This window comes from Anaerotardibacter muris, assembly GCF_943192915.1.
GTDB classification, from domain to species: domain Bacteria; phylum Actinomycetota; class Coriobacteriia; order Coriobacteriales; family Eggerthellaceae; genus Anaerotardibacter; species Anaerotardibacter muris.
In genome coordinates, this window is the sequence record NZ_CALPCD010000005.1 from 147,891 (window position 1) to 169,996 (window position 22,106).

Sequence of the window (22,106 nt, forward strand, 5' to 3'; positions counted from 1 at the left end):
ACGAAATCGATATTGAGATCATCGAAGAAGAGCCCGATTACGCGAAGAACGTGTTCCCCTCTGAGCTCAGTAGGGAAATGCAGACATCGTTCCTTGAATACTCGATGAGCGTTATCGTATCGCGTGCGCTTCCTGACGTACGCGATGGCCTTAAGCCTGTTCATCGTCGAATTTTGTACGCGATGAATGAGAGTGGCATCACGCCTCGCCGCCCGCATGCGAAGTCGGCGCGTACCGTTGGTGACGTTATTGGTAAGTATCATCCGCACGGCGATACTGCGGTATATGACACCATGGTTCGTTTGGCGCAGTGGTTCTCCATGCGCGTTCCGCTGGTCGATGGCCACGGCAACTTCGGTTCTATCGACGGCGACTCGGCTGCTGCAATGCGTTATACCGAAGCTCGTCTCGACAGGCCAGCGATGGAGCTCCTGCGTGACCTGGATAAAGAGACGGTCGATTTCCAGCCGAACTATGACGATTCGCTTGAAGAGCCTGTTGTTTTGCCTGCTCGCTTCCCGAATCTGCTCGTCAATGGTTCTTCGGGTATCGCGGTTGGTATGGCTACGAATATCCCGCCTCATAATCTAGGCGAAGCGATCGACGCGACCTGCTTGATGCTCGACAACCCGGACGTGACCATCGAGGAATTGATGGAGGTCATGCCTGGTCCCGACTTCCCAACTGGCGCGATCATCATGGGTCGTGAAGGTATCAAGGAAGCATACGAGACTGGCCGTGGCAGCCTGACCATTCGCTCGAAAGCGAAGATCGAAGAGGGTAAGAACGGAAAGAGCTCGATCGTTATTTCCGAGATTCCCTACCAGGTGAATCGTACGAACCTGCTGAAGAAGATCGCGGATCTGGTGCGCGACAAGAAGCTGCCTGAAGTTTCGAGCGTTCATGACGCGGCTGACCGAACTGGTATCGACATCATCATCGACCTAAAGCAGAATGCGATTCCGCAGGTCGTTCTAAATAAGCTCTTCAAGCACACTCAGCTGCAGGTCGGCTTTGGTTGTAACATGTTGGCGTTGGTCAATGGTGTGCCGCGCACGCTCTCGCTCAAAGAGATGCTGCACTATTACATCCTTCACCAGGAAGATGTTATCCAGCGCAGAACGCGCTATGATCTGGCGAAAGCTGAAGCTCGTGCTCATATCCTCGAAGGTTTCGTGATCGCGCTCGATCACATTGATGAGGTCATCAATATCATCCGCGCGTCCAAGACCGATGTTGAGGCAAAAGAAAGCCTGATGGAGCGCTTCAAGCTCACTGAAAAGCAGAGTGAAGCTATCCTTGAGATGCGTTTGCGTCGTTTGACCGGACTCGAGCGAGAGAAGATCGAGAACGAACTGGAAGAACTGCGCAAGGCGATCGCTTACTACAAGCAGCTTCTTACCGACAACGATATGGTCCACCAGGTCATCAAGGAAGAATTGCTCGAGATCAAGGACAAGTTCGCCACTCCACGCAAGACCAAGATCACAGGCGCCGCCAAGGAGCTTAACGTCGAGGATCTTATCGCAGAAGAGGAAGTTGCGGTCACCGTCACCAAGGCTGGCTACATCAAGCGCCTTCCCGTTTCGACCTACCGTCAGCAGAAACGCGGCGGCAAGGGAATGCAGGGCGTGAACCTCAAGGAAAGCGACTTCGTTGAGCATCTGTTCATCGCATCAACCCATGACTACATTCTGTTCTTCTCGAACAAGGGTAAGGTCTATCGCCTGAAGGTCTATGAGATTCCCGAGGCATCGCGTCACGCACGCGGCAATGCGATCGTGAATCTGCTTCCCTTCGAGAAGGGCGAAAGTGTTTCGGCGGTCATCGCTACGAAGGACTTCCCCGAAGATGAATATCTTATGTTCGCGACGGCTCAGGGCATGGTCAAGAAGACCGCGATGAAGCTCTACGACCGTACGCGCCGCGATGGTCTTATCGCTATTAGCCTGAAAGAGGGCGATGAACTTATCTCGGTTCAGCGAGTTGCCGCAGGTGAGAAGGTAATGATGGTATCTTCTGCGGGCAAGGCTATCCAGTGGGACGAAGAAGAGGTCCGCGCGATGGGTCGCGACACCCAAGGTGTCCGCGGTATGAATGTTCAGCTTGATGCGAAAGTGCTGGGCATGGAGATCGTTCGACCTGGATCCGATCTGTTCGTCATCACCGAGCGCGGTTATGGCAAACGCACACCAGTCGATGAATACCCCGTGCATCACCGCGGCGGCCAGGGCGTCTTCACCATCACGATGACGGCGAAGAAGGGCCTGTTGGCTGCGATGAAGATCGTCGAACTTGATGATGAGCTCATGATCATCACCAATGATGGCGTTGTCGTTCGAACTCCGGTAAAAGGTGTTTCGAGCTTGGGCAGGTCGACCCAGGGCGTTCATATCATGAATGTTGCTGAAAACGACAAGGTTACGGCAGTTGCAGTGACCGAAGGTGGAGCTACCAAGAAGAAGGCGAAAAAGGAAGTTTCAGACGACCAAACCTCGCTTCTCGATGCAGAGGGAGAACCTGAGACCATCGTGGAATAGGTTGTCCCCGCAAACAGCAAAGCTGCAGGGGTAGGGTCTCGGATTCACCCGTTCCGCTGTTCGCCTTCGGCTCATGCGCTGCACTGCCTCATGTTTCATTTACACGAAGGAACCCTAACGGGTTCCTTCTGTTTTCTTAAGTTACTGTTCAGAGTGAATCTACGACCCTACCCCTACATCCTCACTGTTTGTGTAACTAATGGGGACGGGTTCAATTCTGTCCGGGACAGATTGGGGACAGGTTCGGTCTTCTTGGTGTGAAGATGACAATGTCGTATCTTTTGCGGAATGTGGGTCGCGGTGCTCGGTAAAGCACGTATGCTTGTAAGCAACGAGCGAAGAGAAAGAAGCACCCGTGGTTCGTTGTTATATACAGACTCTGATCATCTCGCAGGCGAATTCGCCGTCTGTCCTGGTGCTTCGTCCTCAGCTTGATGATCCTACCCAGACAACTTGCCGCGTTCTTCCTATCTGGATCGGGCTTGCCGAGGCAACACAAATGGGGCTTGCGATCGAAAATATCCGCCTACCACGCCCTGTTACGCATGATGTTTTCCTCGACGCGCTCACCAACCTGAATGCTTACGTTGATCACGTGGTCATCTATGGGGTGAAGAACGAGACCTTCTTCACGAAGTTGTATCTGCGCCATCATGGCGACCTGATTGCGTTAGATGCACGTCCAAGCGATGCCATCAACTTGGCGATCCGTCAGGACGCACCTATTTACGTGGAAGATGATGTGCTCGACAATGAATCATATCCGTTCATCATCAAGAAGGATCACGTGCTCGATGAGAACGATCTCGAACAGTTCCATACATTCGTAAAGACCATCGAGCCCGAGGATTTCGCAGACAACTAGTCCGTGTTTCCTGGGCTTTTCCCACAAAGGGAAGAATTCGTCCCGCTTTCCAAAAAACTGGAGAAAACCCCCTTGACCAAAAAATGGAGGTTTTATATATTTGATAGGCGCGATTTTCGGGCCCATAGCTCAGTTGGTTAGAGCGCACGCCTGATAAGCGTGAGGTCAGCAGTTCAAATCTGCTTGGGCCCACCATTTTTGTGGATAAACACTCCACCGTGAGCCGAGTTAGCCGGTGGAGTGTTTATTATAAAAGTTCGAGGATCAAATAGATTCATCGCGTTTGCAACCAAGTGTTGCATTTTTTGTGGGGCATTAGCTCAGCTGGGAGAGCGCGGGCTTTGCAAGCCTGAGGTCAGGGGTTCGATCCCCCTATGCTCCACCATGATCGATCAAGTCGTCACCTTCGGGTGGCGACTTTTTATTGCACGAAAAGGGGTGCTGAGCTGCCTCAACACCCCAAATCGGACGCACATTCCGGCCTGTCCCCATTTTGTCCCGGACACTTTGGGGACGGGTCCGCTTCTGTCCGGGACACTTCGGGATCTGCCCCCTTTACGAAGGACAGTTTTGCCTCCGCCTCCGTTTGTCCCGGATGATCTAGTGGTTGCTGAAGGTGTAGTTCTCGGGGTGAGCTTTCACGTCTTCGCGCAGTTTGGGGTTCATCTTGCGCGTGCCGCGGTAGGCATCCTGGGTCTCGGTCGCTACCACCTGGTTTCGGTTTTCCATCTTGATCTGGGTGTCGAAGCTGTTGCCATCAACGGAAGACTGCATCGATTCCTTGGTCAGGCGCAGGCCGAAGGGAGAGGTGTTCTTCACCATCATCTCGGCCAGCTCAAGCGCGGTATCGAGCACTTTTTCATCTTCGACCAGGCGATTCGCGAAGCCCCAGTCATACAGTTCTTCGGCACCGATGCGGCGGGCGGTCATCAGCACTTCGTTCGCGCGAGCGAAACCGATGATCTTCGGCAGATAGAACGAACCAGACATGTCGGTGCCAGTCAGACCGATGTTCAGATATCCCGCCTGCATCTTGAATGATTCACCCAAAACGCGCAGGTCACAGGCACACGAGATGGACAAGCCACCACCAACTGCGTGGCCTTTCAGCGCACCGATGATGGGCTGCGGACAGGCACGCATGTTCACCACCTGGTCTGAGCAGATGGTCTGCATGATGAAGAAATCGCGCTGAGTGCGGCCCATTTCAGCTGGTGGATCGAGCGCCAGGTCATTCAGATTGAAGCCCGCGCAAAACGAAGAGCCGTTGCCGGTCAACACGATAACGCGACATTCTGGATCCATGCGTACCTTGATGAGGAAGTTGTTGAACTCCGCCATCTGCTGGTAAGACATGGCATTCAGATTCCCTGCATCGTTGAATGCGCAGATATAGATCGGTCCACGCTTTTCGATCTCGATCTTCTCGTAGCCATCGTAGACGAAATCGTCCATGTAGTACTGGTCTTGATAAACTCCCATAACCCCTCTTCCTTCGAGATTCCATATATATGAAGCATAGCGCAAAAGCCATCAAATTATTCCCGACCGAACTATTTGCTCCGATACGCCGAGTCTCTCTCGCACCTGCAACTCACCGGTAGTATGGTGGTAAGCGCTGATTTACGAAAAAGATGCTACGTAAGAGAAGGCCCATCCATCATGAGACAAGAAAACATCCGTAACGTTGCGATCATCGCCCATGTCGACCACGGCAAAACGACCCTGGTCGACCGCTTGCTCTACACCGCGGGCGTGTTTCGCGAGAACCAAGAGGTGCAGGAGCGCGTGCTTGATTCGAATGATCAAGAGCGCGAACGCGGCATCACCATCTTGTCGAAGAATATCTCCATCTCTTATAAGGACATCAAGATCAATGTTATCGATACCCCAGGTCATGCTGACTTTGGCGGCGAAGTGGAACGCGTGCTGAACATGGCTGACGGCGCGCTGCTCATCGTCGACGCTTTCGAGGGGCCGATGCCTCAGACTCGTTTCGTGTTGCGCCATGCGCTCGAGCTGGGATTGCGCATCGTGCTGGTGGTCAATAAGATCGACCGTCCTGGCGCACGCCCCGAAGAAGTGGTCGATGAAGTATTCGACCTGATGGTCGAGCTAGAAGCTAACGACGAGCAACTCGATTTCCCCATCATCTATGCTTCTGCGGTCAATGGGTATGCTCGCTACGAACCAGGCGATGACAACGACAATATGATCCCCTTGCTGGATACCATCGTGAAGGAAGTCCCTGCTCCCGACTGCAATCCTGATGGTCCTGTAGCGCTGCAGCTGTGTACCATCGACCATTCGAGCTTCGTGGGCCGTATTGGTGTGGGTCGCTTGTTCTCGGGCACCATGTCGAAGAACGAGCCAGTGCTGGTCATCAAGAACGACGGCACACGCTATGACACGAATATCAAGCAGGTGTTCACCTTCGATGCACTGGGCAAGAAGGAAGAACAGCAAGTTTCCGCTGGTGACATCATCGCGGTAGTTGGCGTGGAAGATGCCGACATCGGTGATATGGTTACCAGCCGCGAAAACCCCATCGAGCTTGACCCCATCGAGGTTGAAGAACCCACCATGGCAGTTGTGTTCGAAGCATCGACTTCGCCGCTCGTAGGTCGTGAAGGTGAGATCGTGGGTGCTCGTCAGTTGAAAGAGCGCTTGTTCCGTGAAGCTGAGAGCAACATTTCCATGCGCATTCGCGAAACAGAAGACAAATCGGGCGTTGAGGTTGCAGGTCGCGGCCTTCTTCACCTGTCGGTGTTGATGGAGACCATGCGCCGAGAAGGTTTCGAATTCCAAGTTGGTCGCCCGCGCGTCATCATCAAGAAGGACGACCAAGGCAATCTGATGGAACCGATCGAAGAGGCTACGGTTGATGTGCCCAGCGAATACGCAGGTAAATGCATTGAAGTGTTCGGTACCGCAGGTGGCGAGATGACCGATATGTTCCAGCGTGGAGACCAGACGCACCTGGTGTTCAAGATCCCTTCCCGCGGAACCATGGGTCTGCGCACCCGCTTGCTCAACGTTTCACGAGGTGAAGCTACGATGTTCCATCACTTCAGCGAATACGGTCCCTATCGCGGTGAGTTCGGTGGTCGTAAGAATGGTTCCATGATCGCGATGGCAACCGAAAAGTCGGTCGCTTATGCACTCGATACGCTTCAGCAGCGCGGGCATTTGTTCGTCGGCCCTGGTGAGGAATGCTACGAGGGCATGATCGTGGGCGAATCTGCCAAGGAAGGCGACATGGTGGTGAACGTGGCTAAGGCCAAGCAGCTGGGCAACCAGCGTTCGTCTGGTGCGGATAAGGCTATCCAGTTGACGCCGCCCATCACTTTCACGCTCGAAGAAGCGCTCGAGTACATCGAAGATGACGAATTGGTCGAGATCACACCGCAGAACATCCGCTTGCGCAAGCGCATCCTGTCGGCCATCCAGCGCAAGAAAGAAGCTAAGCATAAATAGTTTGCAACGGGTTCTTCGCAGTACGTTTGCGAAAGACCTTCTTTTGAGGCGGTTGCGGTAGCTATAGTTGTAATAGCTATTGCCGTTGCATCAGTAGTTGTATCAATAAGAGTGGCTGGGATCGAACCTGGCCACTCTTTGCGTTTATGCCGTTTACCGGCGAAATTATATGAAGAGCCTATGATTTCGGCGCTGTGATGATGGAGCATTTGTGCAGACAAACCCAACATTAGTGATATATGACAAAATGCATCTTGCATACTTGCGTGGATAAAAGCCCACGCCACCATATATGCCACCATATATAAGAGAAGGAACTCTATGAAGCTCAAAACAATGCTTTCAAAAGTCTCGGTCTTCGCTTTGGCTGCTGTGTGTTGTCTTTCGCTCGCAGGTTGTGGGTCGAAATATGGCTATACCGGCGGAACGGCGGCAACGGTCAACGGAACCCCGATCGAAGAAGACACGGTAACGAAGTACATCGAAGACTTCCGCACGAGTTCCAACCTTACCAGCGATGAAGACTGGGCTGCTTGGTTGAAGGAAAGTGACCAAGACCCTGCTTCCATTCGCGAACAGGTGATCAATTACTACATTCAGCAGGAACTGGTTCGCCAGGCGGCTGACGAGAACGAGATCGTTGTCGAACAGAGCGCCATCGACGAACAGGTTGATGCGATGAAGAAGAATTACAACAGCGATAAGGCCTGGCAGGATGCGCTCGCTCAATCGGGCGTGACCGAAGATCAGTATCGTGAATCCATCGAGATCGGCTTGACCTCTCGTCAGCTGCAGGAAGCGGTGGTGCAAGAAGTCGATACGAGCGATGATGCTGGACTGCTCGCATTCATGAACGAATACAAGGACATGATCAATGGTTCGAAGCGCTCTTCGCATATCTTGCTCGAAGCAGGAGACGAAGCTAAGGCTGAAGAGATCGTCACCCAGCTCACCTCTGGCCAGCTCGATTTCGCAACGGCTGCGCAAATGTATTCTACCGATACTGGTTCGGCTCGCAACGGCGGTGACGTGGGTTGGAATACCATCAACAACTTCGTCGATGCCTACAACAACGCACTTGACAGCATCGATCTGGGTCAGATCACGCTTACCGTGAGCGACTACGGCATCCATATCATCCTCTGCACCGATGTGCTGAATATCGAAGGCGAGCCCACTTCTCTTGATGCATATCCTGAAGAGATCGTCGAATACATGCGCACCATCTATGGCAGCCAGAAGCAATCCGAAGGTTTTCAGGAATGGCTCGAGCATTATCAGGAAGAATCTGACATCGTCATCAATGAGATGCCATCCAATGTTCCTTACAATATCGATCTGAGCCAGTTCAACACCGATTCCGAGGAAGGTTCGGAAGAGGGCTCTGATGACGAAGGTTCTGAATCCGAGGATTCTGGATCATCGAGCAATGAGCAACAGAACCTGAGCGCGATCGGCAATGATAACAACTAGCGAACAAGAACCTTCTCTCATTCGTTTGAGAGATGCGGTGGTCAGGCGAAACGGTAACGATATCCTCAATATCGAATCGTTCGACCTTCGTTCTGGTGAGAATATCGCCTTGTTGGGTCCAAACGGGGCTGGCAAATCCACTTTCATCCGCCTGATCACGCGAGAAGTGTTCCCGCTGCATCGCGATGATCCGCCTGTGCTGTTCCGCGGTAACGAGCGTACCACTCTGCAGGAAACCAAGAAGGTTTTGGGTGTTGTATCTTCAACGATGCAAGACCAGATCACGGTTCATCTGCCCGCCTACGACATTGTTGCTGGTGGTCTTTTCGGATCATTGGGCATCCCGCAAATGTATGAGGTTACGCCCAAGTCGCGTGAGCACGTGCTTTCTGTGATGGAAATGCTGGGCGTGCTCGATCTGGCTCCGCGCGATATCAAAACGCTTTCGACTGGGCAAGCGCGTCGCATCTTGTTGGCCCGCGCGCTCATTCACGACCCTGAGGTGCTCGTCTTCGATGAACCAACCACAGGGCTCGATCCCGAGGGAATGTATTACGTACGTAAGTCCATGCGTGACTTGGTTGCGCGTGGAAAATCGATCATCTTGGTCACGCATTATCCCGAAGACATCATCCCTGAAGTGGAACGTGTGGTGATGATCAAGGATGGCGCGTTGTTCGACGATGGCAAGAAGGAAGAGCTGCTTACCAGTGCAAAGATGTCTAACTTGTTCGATGTCCCTTTGCGGATTATTGAGCAAGACGGCTATTTTTCTCTTGTGAGCGAATACTAGACTGGTATAATCTACTATCGCACGTGCAAAGCACTTTGGAGAGATGTCCGAGTCTGGCTTAAGGAGCACGATTGGAAATCGTGTATACGCCAAAAGCGTATCTGGGGTTCGAATCCCCATCTCTCCGCCAGGTAATACCATGCCAGTTGGCGTGTTAAACGGAACCTGATGCAGAGCTGCTTCAAAAGAGCAGCAGCAAAGAGGTTCCCGGAGGAGGCGCTCGCAAGAGCGTTTTCTTTTAGAATCTGTCGCGCAAGTTATTTGTTGTTGGCAGAAAACGGAAGGGTGGCAGAGCGGCTGAATGCGGCGGTCTCGAAAACCGTTTTGCCCATAACATGGGTAACGAGGGTTCAAATCCCTCCCCTTCCGCCAGAAGAATCGAAAGCTCCCACTCGGGAGCTTTTTTCATTTCCAAACACTTCGGGGACAGATTGGGGGCGTAGCCCTTTTTGTCTACTCGCGCATCAAGGCTTGAGACATCGACTCTGGCATTATCGTGTCCCGGACAAAATCGTGCCAGACACATTTCTGTCCGGGTTAGTTTTGTGTCTGGCACCAAAGTGTCCGGGACGAATTGATGTCAGGGCTGAGTGGGGTCGGATGAATTTTCGTCTGAAAGAGTGAGTCGAAGTTCGGGTCGAGATCTTGATCGTTGAGAGTTTCACAGCTCGGATTTGAGACCTGAAATTTCGGATTTGGTTGGTGGCTTGAGTTGATTCAGGCGTTGAGATCTTGAGTTCGGGAGTTGATCATCGGGAGCAAAATCGGATTCGATTTTGCGACCCTCGGATTGGCTTGACGGATCGAGATTTGAGCAATTTTGGTCCTCGAATTTGAGTGATCGACTCACCCTAAAATCGGATCGGAGTTTCAAAAAACGGATCACTTTGATTGGATTTGAGTTGTCGTCTTGAGCAATTTTTGGTGTCCGATCTGACTCATCGGATTCCCTAAATCAAGTTATCTTCTGATCAAAATTTGGTCTTGGAATTCGGCTCAACCTGTCCTCATTTTGTCCAGGACAAAAATGAACCCGTCCCCAATTTGGGTGTGAGTTTGGAAGCGGAAAGAGACACCAGAGGTTGTGTTACAAGGCTTGGTTTTGGCGCAACATGTTGTGTTCACTTGCGTGAAACAGTGTTGTTTAGGGTCGAGTGCGTAAGGATGCGTGGCTTAGAGGGGAACACAAGCGCTCAATTAGGGTGTGACACGCACCAAACACGCATGTACTACGGGAAAGCACGCAGGATTTCGGACCGATTCACGCCCCTGTTCTGTCTTCGTTTTGACCCGCGAAGGCCACCCGAAACTCTCAGAGCGCAAGCCTGAAGCTGTCGGATTTTCGAAAGCGAACACACCCTGAAGCCGCTGAAAAGACCTTGCTAACCAGGTGCTAGCAGGGTCTTTTCTCGTTGCTAGCATCCTCTGAATTCAATGGTGGAAAACCCTTCAGAAGGGGTGTGGAAAATTCTTTAAAACTTTGGTCAGATGCCGGGACTCAATCGCCGCGCTTTGTAATTGGAAACTGGCGCGGAAGCCACCCTCGGATCGCTTCCAAGTTTTCAGCTTCAGGGTGCTATCACCGATAACTGACACCCCTTGGAGACATGCTAGCTTCATCAAATTCGATCCCGACCTCAAGTCGTTGAAGGGTCAGCCGAATTTCGATCGCGACTCGAAGGGTCTAGCAGACGTGTGTGACTTCAGTCGGCTTGGCCGAGTCAAAATCAAGGCTCGTGCTCGGTCGTGGAACGCCCTCCAAAAGTCCGACAGCGAGGCATTCCCCAATCAACTCACTCGATCCAGCCAACATCGTAGCCATGCCCACACTATCCCAACCCGATTCGATCAAAACGTCTCACGCCCCCCACTCCAAAACATCGCGTGAGACACACCGCCCGGTCGATGTAACACTCCCAAATCCTCATCGGTGCCAGAGCCGGGGTGTGGACAAAAAGGGCTACGCCCCTATTTTGTCTCTGGCCTGTCCGGGACACTTTGGGACCCGTCCCCGGATCGTCCACAGCGTTTGGGGCTTCCCGTCCCCAATCGGAGAGGGCGACTGGCAAAGTTTCGGAGCAAACTGGCGGACGCAACTTTTACAATGGAAAGAGTCGAGCAGTCGTCGCCATCCACAGTGCGGCCCGCTCAAACATCAACCAAGGAAGAACATGGCGAATCAAACGAACGCAACAACTGAAGAGTCGAGCGCGACGATCCATGTCAACATGCTCGGCACGTTCACGATCTTCCAAGAGATCGATCGAACCACCGCTGATTCTGAGACCGAGAAGCTCGCCGAGATATCGGCAAGTCTTACCGGCCGCGCTCATCGCCTCTGGCTCCTTATCGCCTATCTTGTGGTGAATCGCGATCGCGGTGTTTCGCCCCAAGAACTGATCGACCTTCTTTGGCCCGAAGTAACGAGCAGCAATCCTGCTTCGACCCTCCAGAACAACGTGAGCCGTGCGCGTGCGATCTTCGACGAAGCGAATTTCACCGATGCGCGTAACTTGATCAAATACACCGACGGGCTCTACTACTGGGCGCCCGACACTTCCACCACTCTCGACGCCGAGATGCTCGAGCGAGACGCTGCGCGTGTCGAAAAGGAGATCTCACCCGAAGATCCAGAATCCCTTGAGTTCGCTCTTGAGACCTGCCGTTTGTATCGCGGCGATTTCCTGAGCGCGGCGGCGGATGTTTCCTGGTGCGCGAACTTGGCGGTCTACTATCGCGCGATCTATAAGCACCTGTGCAAGATCACCGTCAGCGCGCTGCTCGAAGCGGGTCGTCTAGGCGAAGCCCGAGAGCTGTGCCTTCATGTGACCTCGCTCGATCCCGCGGCCGAGGAATTCCACGTGTTGCTGATGCGCGCCTTGATCATGGACGGCGATGCCACCGCCGCACTCGAGCACTATCAAACTGTCGAAGCATACCTCGCAGAAACATACGACATTCGTCCAAGTGCCGAACTCGAAACTCAACGAGAGATCGCTTTGCAGGAGCTCTACGGTCAGAGCATGACCGAAGAATCCATCCGTAGTTTCCTCTTCGAATCAACCGAAGAAGAGGGTGCTTTCGCTTGCAGCAACGCGGTGTTTCGCGAAATAGCGTTGCTCCACTTGCGCGAAATGACGCGCAGCGGCGTGGATTCGCACATCATCGCCATCACCATCGACAATCAGATGCTGAAGAACGAACGCCGCGTGATCAACGCCAAGCGCGTCGCGCAGATCCTCTCCAGCACCTTGCGCGCCAGCGACCCTTTCACCAAGGTTGGTTCGAACCAATTCCTCGTGCTACTGCCCAGTGCGAATCGCGAGAACGCGCAGATGGTCTTCGAACGCATCGTCGCCCGTTTTCACGAGGTATTTCCGCATGCCGCCGTTGCCTTCAAGGTTTCCATGGTAAGCATGGGTGCGCTTCAGTAAATGTACTAAAATGAACGCATGAGAAAACAGATCAATCTGAAAGATCAGCTTCGGGAACAATTGTGCAGCGTTGGTGCTGTGCTTGCGAGCATCCTTGCCCTGATCATGTTGCTCTATCTCACCACCGTCATCATTCGTCTCATTGCATCGCTGGTGCTCTAAGGAAAGCCGCTAGCCATGTGGAAGCGTTTCACGTTCGAGGACATTCGCATCATCGCCCATTACCTGGGCACGCTCACCTCGCTCTTTTCGGTTGCGCTGCTCATCCCGCTCGCAACCGCGGTCATCTTCCAGGAATGGGAGGCCTTTGCGCGCTATCTGCTGGGAGCGGGTATCGCGCTTACTATCGGTTCGCTCTTGCGCATGGCACGCATCGATCCCGGCCGCCTTACCCAACAACAAGCTATGGCGCTGACCGGTTTCGTGTGGATGGTGCTGGCATTCATCGCTTCCATCCCGCTTGCGATGTCGGGGCATTATGCAAGTTACCTTGATGCGCTCTTCGATGGGGTTTCGGGCCTTACCACCACGGGTGCTTGTTTGGTCATGGACCTGGAACATCTTTCGTATGCCGACAACATGTGGCGCTTCGTGATGCACTTCCTTGGCGGTATGGGTCTTATCGTCATCGCGCTTTCGCTCGGTCTGCTCTCAAGCTCCACTTCGGGCCTCTATTCTTCGGAAGGCCGCAGTGAACACGTGGTTCCAAACGTCATCACCACGGCTCGCCTGATCAGCAGCATCGCCCTCACGGTCATCGGCATCGCCACGGTCTTGCTCATGCTGTTCTGTTTGGCAGCTGGCATGGAACCCGTGCGTGCATTCCTTCACGGTCTATGGATCTCCATCTCGGGCTTCATGACCGCAGGTTTCACCCCCACCAGTCAATCCATCATGTACTACCATTCCTATTTCCTTGAAGTTGCCTGTATGGTGCTGATGATCCTTGGCATGGTGAACTTTGGCTTGTTCGTGGCCGTTTGGCACGGCAAGACCAACCTTTTCTTCAAGGACATGGAGATCCGCACGGGCGTGGTCTGGCTCGTGGTAATGGGCATCGTGTTCATGGCAACGCTCTCTTCAACGCCGCTGTTCTCCGACTTGCTGACCATGCTGCGCCGCGGCGTGTTCATGCTGGTGGCATCTGCGAGCACAACAGGCTTTCAGGTGGTCACCACCAATCAGCTGGTCACCGTGTTCTCATCAGGCGCGATCCTTATCTTGGCCATCTTAATGGCCATCGGTGGTTCGAGCGGAAGTACCGCTGGTGGTATCAAGCTCTCGCGCATCGGGCTTACCGCGAAGTCGATCATCTCTTCGATCAAGGAAGCGATCTCGCCCGATTCCGCAAAAGTGTCCATCGTCTATCACCATCTGGGAAAACAGGTGTTGAACAACGATGTGGCACGCGCCGCGATGACAGTCTCGACCCTGTTCGTCGTTACCTATGTGATCGGCGCATTGGCTGGCATCGCGCATGGCTATGACGCCACCGCCGCGATCGCCGAAAGTGTGGCCATGGCTTCGAATGGCGGTCTTTCTTTCGGGATCATCACCCAGGGCATGCCCGCTTCGCTCGAAACTATCTACATCATCGAGATGTGGGCAGGCCGTCTCGAATTCATCACGCTCATTGCGCTGATCGTGAAGATCGTGGTGTCGATCATCCCTGCACGCAAGGCGAACTACGATCGATAGGTGCTGATCGTGAAGGTAAAACGCGTACATATCGTTCAGCTTGGATTCATGCTGCTGGTAGCGGCGCTGCTCAGTTGTTGTACCGTCTTCACGCCCATAGCCTGGGCTGACGAAGAGACCGACGAATCTGCCAGTGACATGCGATCTGTCGAGACCAGGGGCAATACGGTGAATGTGAACCAGATGCCCGACAGCTCGTTTCTCTACAACACCGATATTGCAGAGCTCTTCGATGCGGAATCGTTCCACGACACTCAAATGGTGCAGGTCAGAGGCGAAGTGGTAGGCGACTGTATTGCCGATGAGACCGATGGCAATCTTTGTTGGATCACTTTGCAGAGTCTCGACGAAGACGATTCGTCCGTTATCACGGTGCTGATGTCGCGCGAACAAGCAGCGCTCATCGATGGCTATGGCAATTACGATGTTACTGGTACTGAACTGCAAGTTCGTGGCATCTATTATCTGAGCTGCCCCGAACATCAGGGGCTTTCTGACCTGCATGCTCAAGAAGTGACCGTGGTGGCGAACGCGACTGAGCGCGATCATGAAGGCCATCCGGGTGTTATATGGGCTGCGATCCTGGCTGTTGGCCTGGGACTTCTGTTGTTGTTCGTTTATCGCTATATGCGCGAGCGGAGCAAGTAGGCGCGATGCAGCAAGGTGTGGTGGTCAAGCTCGATCGCGGATACCCGCTGGTGCGCCTAGCCAGTGGCGCGCTCATTCGCTGCGAACACGCTACCAGTTTGGTGAAGAAGAAGACTGATCGCGCGGTCATCGGGGACCGCGTTCAGATCGAACTGCCTGATGGCCATGAAAAAGGGATCATCGAAGCGATCTTGCCACGCACTACGCAATTCGTGCGCAAGGACCCAACTGAGCGTGCTGTTCCGCAAACGCTCGCATCGAACTTCGATCTGGTCTTGATCGCGCAACCTATTGAAGAAGTGAATTTCAAGCGTCTTGAACGTGAATTGGTCTTGGCACATGAAACGGGAGCTCAGGTGGCGGTCGTGCTCACAAAGGCCGACCTGGTTTCAGAGCGCACTCAGTTCGAAGAGACCTGCAAGCAGGTGAAAGCGCTGGTGGGAAACGATCAGGTTTTCGTGGTAAGCCAAGAAGACCCAACTTCTCTCGAACGCGTAGCGCAGCTCATCGCCGAAGGCGATAAGACTGCAGTATTGATCGGCCGTAGTGGCGTGGGCAAGTCGAGCTTGGTGAACGTGCTGGTGGGAGAGGAGATCCAGGAAACCACGCCCGTTCGCGAATCTGATGGAAGAGGACGACACACTACTGTTTCACGTGAAATTATCCCATTGCCTAGCGGGGGATATATCATCGACATGCCTGGCGTACGCGGTCTTGGCCTTTGGGATGCTGAACAGGGGATTCGCGCTGCTTTCAGCGAGATAGAGGCCTTGGCGGAGTCTTGTAAGTTCCGCGATTGCTCTCATCAACAAGAAACAGGATGCGCGGTTCGCGCAGCGGTCGAAGCAGGAACGCTTGCTCCTGAGCGGCTGGAATCTTATCTGCGCTTGAAGGAAGAATGCGCTGATGTCCAGGCGAAACGCGTAGAGGCAGAGCGAATACGAACTCGTCGTGGTCACCCGCGCCATCGCGCAAAGTAAAAGAGCCCTGCCCCCAAACCGCCCATAACCGTATATGCGCTACAATAGAAGAGCCGCTTTCGAGCGGCTACTTTCCAGGAGAGTGTATGAACCCAGCTGTAATCATCCCTACGTTCCATCAGGCTGTGGCCGATGGCGACAAACCACTAGCAGACAGCATCTACGACCACCCAACCCCGATCGATTCTCCCGGCACCCTTGGCCGTTGTCTCGAGTCGCTTCAGCATGTTCGCGGTTTGGGCCAGGTCATCATCACGGTTTCCCACAATGAAGCGGTCGAAAAGGTGAAAGCCATCGTCGACCAATTCCCGCAAATGCATACGCTTGTCATCAGCGAGAGTGAAGCGAGCATCATCCAGCAGCGTCTTGAACAGCTCGGTTTTGGCGACACTTCGGAAAAGATCGGTGTCTCGGGTTATTCGGCTGTGCGCAATCTTGGTTTGGTGGTTTCGAACATCCTGGGTTTTGACGCCGTTGTCTTCTTAGATGACGATGAAGTGGTCGAAGACCCTGATTTTTTGGCGAAAGCCATGTATGGCCTGGGCAAGCTTACCAAGCGCGAAATCCCCATCTTGGCGAAATCGGGCTATTACCTGAACGCTAAGGGCACGTATCTGTCCATGAGCCAGAACAAGTGGTACAACCGCTTTTGGCAGCAGGGCGCCGCATTTAACAACTGGATCCAAAAAGCCATGGCTGGCCCGCGCCTTTCTCGATCGAACCATGTTTGCGGCGGATGCCTTGCGCTGCACAAACAAGCGTATATGCGCGTGTGCTTCGATCCATGGATCCCGCGCGGCGAAGACCTGGATTACCTGATCGACCTGCGCATGTACGGGTCTGACGTGTGGTTCGACAACCAGTGGTACTTGCTGCATCTGCCCCCGCAAGAGCGCCACGAAGGTCATCGTTTCCGCAAGGACATCTTCCGTTGGGTATACGAATATTACAAGATCGAGTTCAGCCAGTCGCAGATCGACTTGCTGCAGATCAAACCCTCTTCGCTCGAGCCCTATCCAGGTCCGTTCCTCAAGCGCGGCCTGGAGAAACGCATCAAGCGAACCGCCCTTTTGCGATCGTTGGTGCGCCCTGATAAGGCGGCATATCGTAAGGCAGCAGCGCTCGCTACTACGCAGGCGGTGCTCTATGCCCAGGAAAATTGCAATAAATACTTCGATTTCCAGCGCGTTTGGGTGCAGATCATGGCCCAGACCGAAAATGACGCAGTGCTTCGCCAGGCGCTCATCCAAGCAGCTATCGCGCGCGAAGCGGGCGACGAGATCGAAGTTTCCACGCCTCAGCTTGGCCTCGATGCAGGCACCACGGGCGAAATCCATTTGAATCTGCCTGACGAAGAATAGGCCAACCCGTGCTCGAGCAATTTGTGATCGCCATAGTAATTGGCCTGATCGTCGGGCTCTTTTCGGGCTTGCTGGGCATCGGCGGCGGTACGCTGATGATCCCCGTATTCCGCCTAGGGTTCGGCATGAGCGCCATTGCTTCAACGGCAACTTCGCTATTCACCATCGTTCCCACCTCTATCGCAGGCTGCGTTACGCACATCAAGAACGGCACGTGCATCGTGAAATTGGGCCTGGCCGCCGGTATCGCGGGCGCCATCACGTCTCCACTTGGTGTATTGGCCGCAACGAATTCCCCCGATATTGCCATCATGGCCTGCGCGGCCATCATCATCGCGTATTCCGCGTTCACCATGTTCAAAAAAGCTATCAGCATGCCCAAGAATTCACATTCGGAACTTTCTACGCACGCTACGCTGCAGCGTTTTCGTGCCGCTTTCGAAGACGAAGCCGATCGCGAGATCGACCTGCTGAAGAAGCAAAAGGAACAGGAAGCCCTGGCAGCCGAACGCAAGCGCCTCCTGGCTGAAGAGCGAAAACGCTTCGGAGCGAAGCAGCTGGCCAAGGGCTCTGCAATTGGCCTGGTGGCTGGTTTCGCCTCAGGCTATGTTGGCGTGGGCGGCGGTTTTCTTATGGTGCCCCTGTTCATCTCGCTTTTGGGTATCACCATGAAACAAGCTTCAGGCACCAGCCTTATCGCGGTCGTGCTGTTGGCCATCCCTGGTGTTATCACGCAATCGCTCCACGGCAACGTGGACTACATCGCGGGTGTTGCCATGGCCATCGGTTCGATCCCTGGTGCGATCATCGGCGCGTCGCTCATCCGCTACATTCCGGAGCGAAAAATGCGCTTTTTGTTCGGCTTCTTCCTGCTCTTTGCGGCTATTATTCTTATTGGTAACGAAATTGGCGTATTCGGTTTTTAGCCGATACGCTGGGCATATGCGGGGAGCGGCCTTATGAATTTCCCACGTCACAACCTTTATGTCTTCTTCGAGATCCTCTCTTTGGGACTTTCGCTCATCGCGGGATGCGTGCTGGGCTGGGCGATGTTCGGCGAAAAGAACCCGCTCTTCATCGGCGTGGCAGGTATCTTCTTCACCTTGTTCCTGCTCATCACCATCGCGCTCATGATCGACCCCGACAAGATCCGCGCGCGTCAATCGCTTTCGGTGCTCAGCATGGCAAGCGATATGCTCGAAGGCATGCAGGGCGGATTCAACACCACCAGCGCACAATACGCTTGCGAGCTGCTCTATCGTTCTTCATCGGCATCGGCCGTGGCCATCACCGACACCGAAGTGGTACTGGGTTATCGCGGCGCTGGCGAAGAAGATCTGGGTTCGCTCGAAAGCGATATTCGTACGGTAGCCACGAAGAAGACCCTGGAAGATGGCAAAACACGCGTACTGAATACCCCTGAAGAAGTGGGTCTGCCCAATAAGATCCGCGGCATCATGGCGGCCATCATCGTTCCGCTGAAGATCGGCAAGACCGTTATCGGTACGCTGAAGTTCTACTATCCGAACGCCTCTCGCATCACCGAGACTCAAGTCTCTATTGCCGAAGGCTTTGCCCAGCTCATCTCTACGCAGATCGCCGCAATGGAGCTTGAAGAGCAGAAGAAGCTGGCAACCAGCATGGAACTGAAAGCGCTCCAAAGCCAGATCAATCCTCACTTCCTGTTCAATACCATCAACACCATGGCTTCGTTCATCCGCACCGACCCCGAAAAGGCTCGCGTGCTGCTTCGCGAATTCGCAGTGTTCTATCGACAGGCGCTCGAAAACGCTTCGGACCTTATCCCTCTGGCGCGCGAAGTGGAGCAGACCGTGCGCTATCTTTCTCTTGAACAGGCACGCTTCGGTGAAGATCGCTTGAGCGTTCAGGTCGAGATGAGCGATGAGATCCAAGCTTTGCTCGTTCCCGCGTTCATGATCCAGCCTCTTGTTGAGAATTCGATCAAGCATGCGTTCCCTGCTGAAGGCCAACTGCTCATTTCCATCAGTGGCGAGATCAAAACAGCTGATGTCTATCTTTATGTGTCCGATAACGGAACGGGCATGACCGAAGAGGCACTGAAGAACATCATGAATCCCAGTTCCCAAACTGGCCTTGGTATTGCGGTCAAGAATGTGAACGATCGTATTCGTGGTTACTTTGGCGAAGAGTCTTATATGGAGTATCGCAGCGAACTTGGTAAGGGCACACGCGTCACACTGTATTTGAAAGATTGCGCTTCGAATCAGCTTTAGAAGATAGATCGGTAGGGCGAACGAATCGAGTGCGTGGTCCTTTTGTCCACAACATCCGCAGCATCCACAACATCATGTGGGCAATGAAGAACACACCCCCAACCTGTCCACAAGTCAGCCTTCTAGAATGCATTGCACACACCCATCGCACGGGGTCATCAGGCAAAGTACGCTTCTGTTTTGAATGAGGTTTGCAGTCACAAACGCTGCAGAAATCAACAAGATAGTCTATAATAGGTTCGATTTATAAGCTCTAACGAAGGAGGCAGTGTTGCTCAAGGCGATTATTGTAGACGACGAAGCGCCAGCACGCTCCGAATTACGTTTTTTGCTCGGCGAACTGAACCAAGCCGAAGTTGTTTCCGAAGCAGCAAGCGTCCGTGAAGCGATCGAAAAGCTGAAGGAATATCCGTGTGACGTGATGTTCTTGGATATCAACATGCCCGAAGCAACTGGTTTGCAGCTGGCCGAAGCACTTCAGCATCTGAAGTTCCCACCTGCTGTTGTGTTCGTAACGGCATACAGCGAATTCGCACTCGATGCATTCAAGGTGAATGCGGTCGACTATCTGGTGAAGCCGGTTGAAACCGAACGTTTGGCTCATGCTCTTGCTCGTGTTCGCGAACACGTCGTGCTCCATGCACGTGCTCAGAAGGCTGAGCGCATTCCTGTTGAAAAGGGTGGCAAGAAGATCCTTATCAACATCGATCAGATCCGCTTTGTCATGGCACGTGACGATTATGCCTATCTCCAGACCGACACGGATCGTTACTTCTCTACGGTCAGCCTGGCTCAGCTGGAAAAGACCTTGGACGGACATGGCTTCTTCCGCGTGCATCGCGGTTATTTGGTGAACCTTTCTTTGGTGAAGGAAGTGGAGCCCCAGTCTGGTGGCACGTTGTTGCTCACCCTTGATGGCGTGGAGGAGAAGATCCCCGTTTCTCGCCGTCGCGTTTCTTCTTTGAAGAAAGCATTGGGTCTTTAAGAGTAACCAACATATATATTAGTAGGATGGCGTCCCACAATGGGGCGCTATTTTTTGTGTTGCGCGCGTATAACAGCGTTTACCAGGGGAAATTTTTGCGCGGCGAAGGATGAAGTTTGCGCACCATTCAGTACCGTTTACAGGGCGTTTTTAGAATTTTATCCTGTCATTGTCCAATCAATAACATAGCAATTTAAATAAAAATCGAGATAATCGGTCAAAATCGTGTAAGCGCCACGTAATAAAGACGCGTGTGCGCGAACTAGCTAATAAATGCTGGGTTGTTTGTTGTCAGGAAAGAAAGGCTTGAGAAAATGCGAGTACTCGAATGGGCTCTCGAATCTCAGAAGACGCTTGGAGGAAAGATCATCTCGATCGTTCTTTCTTTCACGCTCATCTTCTCGCTGTCTAACTTCTTCTATGGAGTAGACGCATTTGCGGAAGATGCTGAGAACGTCACCGATGTTGAATTGGTCGATGAAGCGATCGATTCCGAAGACTCGGTTCTTGAAGATGAAGTTATTTCATCAGAAGATCCCGTAGTCGAAACTGAAGCGCAGGATGAAATTGTTCAGCCAGAGGTTCAGAACGATGTTATGAATGAGGACGTTAACGAGGTCGCTGAATCTGATGGAATTGCGCTCTTTGCGAGCAAAGACTCTTCAACCAGTCGTGTCTATGTTTACGTCAAAGTTGATGGAGACAAAGACGGCTGGACTCAGAATGGACACGGATGGTATACCGTTGGCTATTTCGATGTGCCTTCAAGCGAGCTGCCCAATGCCTCCCATGGCGATAGCGCAGCAGCAGGCTTCGATTTCAAGAACTATCTGAGCAAGATCGTTTTCTATGAAAAGAATCCTGGCAAGTCCCTTATTGATGCTATCGATTGGGACAAGTCAACCTTTGGTCTGCATACCGCATATGGTGCTACTGACTATAGTGAAGCAAGTAGTACTGAGTTGGCTTGGCATCTCGACGGTTATCTTTATATCAACAATAAGTACAACGTTGATTACAAGATCGAGGGTATTGACTCTCTTGATCTTACAAACACCCAGAATGAAGGAATCGTCAACACTGGCACCGAAGGTGTTACTGGTTCTATTGCTCCCGCTGCTCCTGAAGGATATGCCTTCTTAGGTTGGTACCGTGGCAATACTCTTATTACCGAGGACCTGAACCTAACTGCCGATCTTGCTAAAGAGAATGTGAGCAACGGCACAGTTGGCAACGCTACCAAATATGTCAACACCACGTTTGTGGCAAAGTACGTCAAGGATGACTCCCAGACCAAGACGGTCTCTTACACCGTCAAGCACGTGGTCGATGGCACCGAGCAGGAAGCTGATACCCAGACCTACGAAGCTGAGGTTTGGATCAACGAAGAGAACCCCGTCCTCGATGTGGTCGCAGGCTCCCTTGCCGAGAACACCTACACCGGTTATAAGTTTGCTGGCATCGAAGGTGCGGCTCAGGACGCTACCCAGGTAGTCGCTGGCACCGAGGTCGTCCTCAACTACGTCAAGGATGACTCCCAGACCAAGACGGTCTCTTACACCGTCAAGCACGTGGTCGATGGCACCGAGCAGGAAGC

General features: G+C 53.1%; 16 protein-coding genes and 4 tRNA genes. 19 read left to right on the plus strand and 1 reads right to left on the minus strand.

Annotated features, from left to right (window positions below):
• The first annotated feature begins 5 nt into the window (after positions 1–5).
• From gyrA to NFR25_RS05765, 4 genes are all read left to right on the plus strand, one after another.
• Positions 6–2,540 (plus strand): DNA gyrase subunit A, encoded by a 2,535-nt coding sequence (gene gyrA / locus NFR25_RS05750; RefSeq protein ID WP_476726948.1) that lies wholly within the window; start codon positions 6–8, stop codon positions 2,538–2,540.
• 355 nt (positions 2,541–2,895) lie between these two features.
• The gene (locus NFR25_RS05755) at positions 2,896–3,405 is read left to right on the plus strand and encodes a bifunctional nuclease family protein (RefSeq protein ID WP_251198294.1); all 510 of its coding nucleotides are present in this window, start codon (positions 2,896–2,898) and stop codon (positions 3,403–3,405) included.
• A gap of 118 nt (positions 3,406–3,523) precedes the next feature.
• Positions 3,524–3,600, plus strand: a tRNA-Ile gene (locus NFR25_RS05760).
• A gap of 114 nt (positions 3,601–3,714) precedes the next feature.
• Positions 3,715–3,790 (plus strand) — tRNA-Ala (locus NFR25_RS05765).
• Between the two features lie 215 nt (positions 3,791–4,005).
• Here the strand turns inward: NFR25_RS05765 and NFR25_RS05770 are convergent.
• Positions 4,006–4,887, minus strand: a complete 882-nt coding sequence (locus tag NFR25_RS05770) for an enoyl-CoA hydratase/isomerase family protein (RefSeq protein ID WP_251198295.1) — start codon at positions 4,885–4,887, stop codon at positions 4,006–4,008.
• Between the two features lie 180 nt (positions 4,888–5,067).
• Between NFR25_RS05770 and typA the strand changes: the two genes are divergently transcribed.
• The 15 genes from typA to NFR25_RS05845 form a co-directional block, all read left to right on the plus strand.
• Complete coding sequence (gene typA, locus NFR25_RS05775) at positions 5,068–6,882, plus strand: translational GTPase TypA (RefSeq protein WP_251198296.1); 1,815 nt, start codon at positions 5,068–5,070, stop codon at positions 6,880–6,882.
• Positions 6,883–7,203: 321 nt separating this feature from the next.
• On the plus strand, positions 7,204–8,355 hold the full coding sequence (locus NFR25_RS05780) for a SurA N-terminal domain-containing protein (protein ID WP_251198297.1): 1,152 nt from the start codon (positions 7,204–7,206) through the stop codon (positions 8,353–8,355).
• Positions 8,342–9,148 carry an ABC transporter ATP-binding protein gene (locus NFR25_RS05785; protein WP_251198298.1) on the plus strand — a complete coding sequence of 269 codons (807 nt, stop codon included), beginning with the start codon at positions 8,342–8,344 and terminating at the stop codon, positions 9,146–9,148. The genes NFR25_RS05780 and NFR25_RS05785 overlap by 14 nt, the downstream gene beginning before the upstream one ends.
• A gap of 37 nt (positions 9,149–9,185) precedes the next feature.
• Positions 9,186–9,278, plus strand: a tRNA-Ser gene (locus tag NFR25_RS05790).
• Between the two features lie 149 nt (positions 9,279–9,427).
• Positions 9,428–9,520: transfer RNA gene (locus NFR25_RS05795), tRNA-Ser, on the plus strand.
• A gap of 1,799 nt (positions 9,521–11,319) precedes the next feature.
• The gene (locus NFR25_RS05800) at positions 11,320–12,582 is read left to right on the plus strand and encodes an AfsR/SARP family transcriptional regulator (RefSeq protein ID WP_251198299.1); all 1,263 of its coding nucleotides are present in this window, start codon (positions 11,320–11,322) and stop codon (positions 12,580–12,582) included.
• An 18-nt stretch (positions 12,583–12,600) separates the two neighbouring features.
• Positions 12,601–12,744 (plus strand): hypothetical protein, encoded by a 144-nt coding sequence (locus NFR25_RS05805; RefSeq protein WP_251198300.1) that lies wholly within the window; start codon positions 12,601–12,603, stop codon positions 12,742–12,744.
• Between the two features lie 15 nt (positions 12,745–12,759).
• Positions 12,760–14,280: a TrkH family potassium uptake protein gene (locus tag NFR25_RS05810; protein ID WP_251198301.1), complete on the plus strand. Its 1,521-nt coding sequence runs from the start codon at positions 12,760–12,762 to the stop codon at positions 14,278–14,280.
• 9 nt (positions 14,281–14,289) lie between these two features.
• Positions 14,290–14,928 carry a hydrolase gene (locus NFR25_RS05815; RefSeq protein WP_251198302.1) on the plus strand — a complete coding sequence of 213 codons (639 nt, stop codon included), beginning with the start codon at positions 14,290–14,292 and terminating at the stop codon, positions 14,926–14,928.
• Positions 14,929–14,933: 5 nt separating this feature from the next.
• Positions 14,934–15,908, plus strand: coding sequence for a ribosome small subunit-dependent GTPase A (gene rsgA / locus NFR25_RS05820; protein WP_251198303.1), 975 nt, complete (start codon positions 14,934–14,936; stop codon positions 15,906–15,908).
• Between the two features lie 86 nt (positions 15,909–15,994).
• Entirely contained in the window at positions 15,995–17,269 is a 1,275-nt protein-coding gene (locus tag NFR25_RS05825) for a hypothetical protein (RefSeq protein ID WP_251198304.1), read from the plus strand.
• Positions 17,270–17,277: 8 nt separating this feature from the next.
• Entirely contained in the window at positions 17,278–18,195 is a 918-nt protein-coding gene (locus tag NFR25_RS05830; RefSeq protein WP_251198305.1) for a sulfite exporter TauE/SafE family protein, read from the plus strand.
• A 33-nt stretch (positions 18,196–18,228) separates the two neighbouring features.
• Positions 18,229–19,524, plus strand: coding sequence for a histidine kinase (locus NFR25_RS05835; protein WP_251198306.1), 1,296 nt, complete (start codon positions 18,229–18,231; stop codon positions 19,522–19,524).
• A gap of 271 nt (positions 19,525–19,795) precedes the next feature.
• Positions 19,796–20,509: a LytR/AlgR family response regulator transcription factor gene (locus NFR25_RS05840; protein WP_022362641.1), complete on the plus strand. Its 714-nt coding sequence runs from the start codon at positions 19,796–19,798 to the stop codon at positions 20,507–20,509.
• 314 nt (positions 20,510–20,823) lie between these two features.
• Positions 20,824–22,106, plus strand: a 1,283-nt coding sequence (locus tag NFR25_RS05845) for a hypothetical protein (RefSeq protein ID WP_251198307.1), incomplete at its 3' end; no start/stop codon positions are given.

Coding starts and splice junctions, on each gene's coding strand:
- NFR25_RS05770 (WP_251198295.1), bottom strand. CDS start 4,887: ATGGGAGTTTATCAAGACCAGTACTACATGGACGATTTCGTCTACGAT.
- typA (WP_251198296.1), top strand. CDS start 5,068: ATGAGACAAGAAAACATCCGTAACGTTGCGATCATCGCCCATGTCGAC.
- NFR25_RS05780 (WP_251198297.1), top strand. CDS start 7,204: ATGAAGCTCAAAACAATGCTTTCAAAAGTCTCGGTCTTCGCTTTGGCT.
- NFR25_RS05785 (WP_251198298.1), top strand. CDS start 8,342: ATGATAACAACTAGCGAACAAGAACCTTCTCTCATTCGTTTGAGAGAT.
- NFR25_RS05800 (WP_251198299.1), top strand. CDS start 11,320: ATGGCGAATCAAACGAACGCAACAACTGAAGAGTCGAGCGCGACGATC.
- NFR25_RS05805 (WP_251198300.1), top strand. CDS start 12,601: ATGAGAAAACAGATCAATCTGAAAGATCAGCTTCGGGAACAATTGTGC.
- NFR25_RS05810 (WP_251198301.1), top strand. CDS start 12,760: ATGTGGAAGCGTTTCACGTTCGAGGACATTCGCATCATCGCCCATTAC.
- rsgA (WP_251198303.1), top strand. CDS start 14,934: ATGCAGCAAGGTGTGGTGGTCAAGCTCGATCGCGGATACCCGCTGGTG.
- NFR25_RS05825 (WP_251198304.1), top strand. CDS start 15,995: ATGAACCCAGCTGTAATCATCCCTACGTTCCATCAGGCTGTGGCCGAT.
- NFR25_RS05835 (WP_251198306.1), top strand. CDS start 18,229: ATGAATTTCCCACGTCACAACCTTTATGTCTTCTTCGAGATCCTCTCT.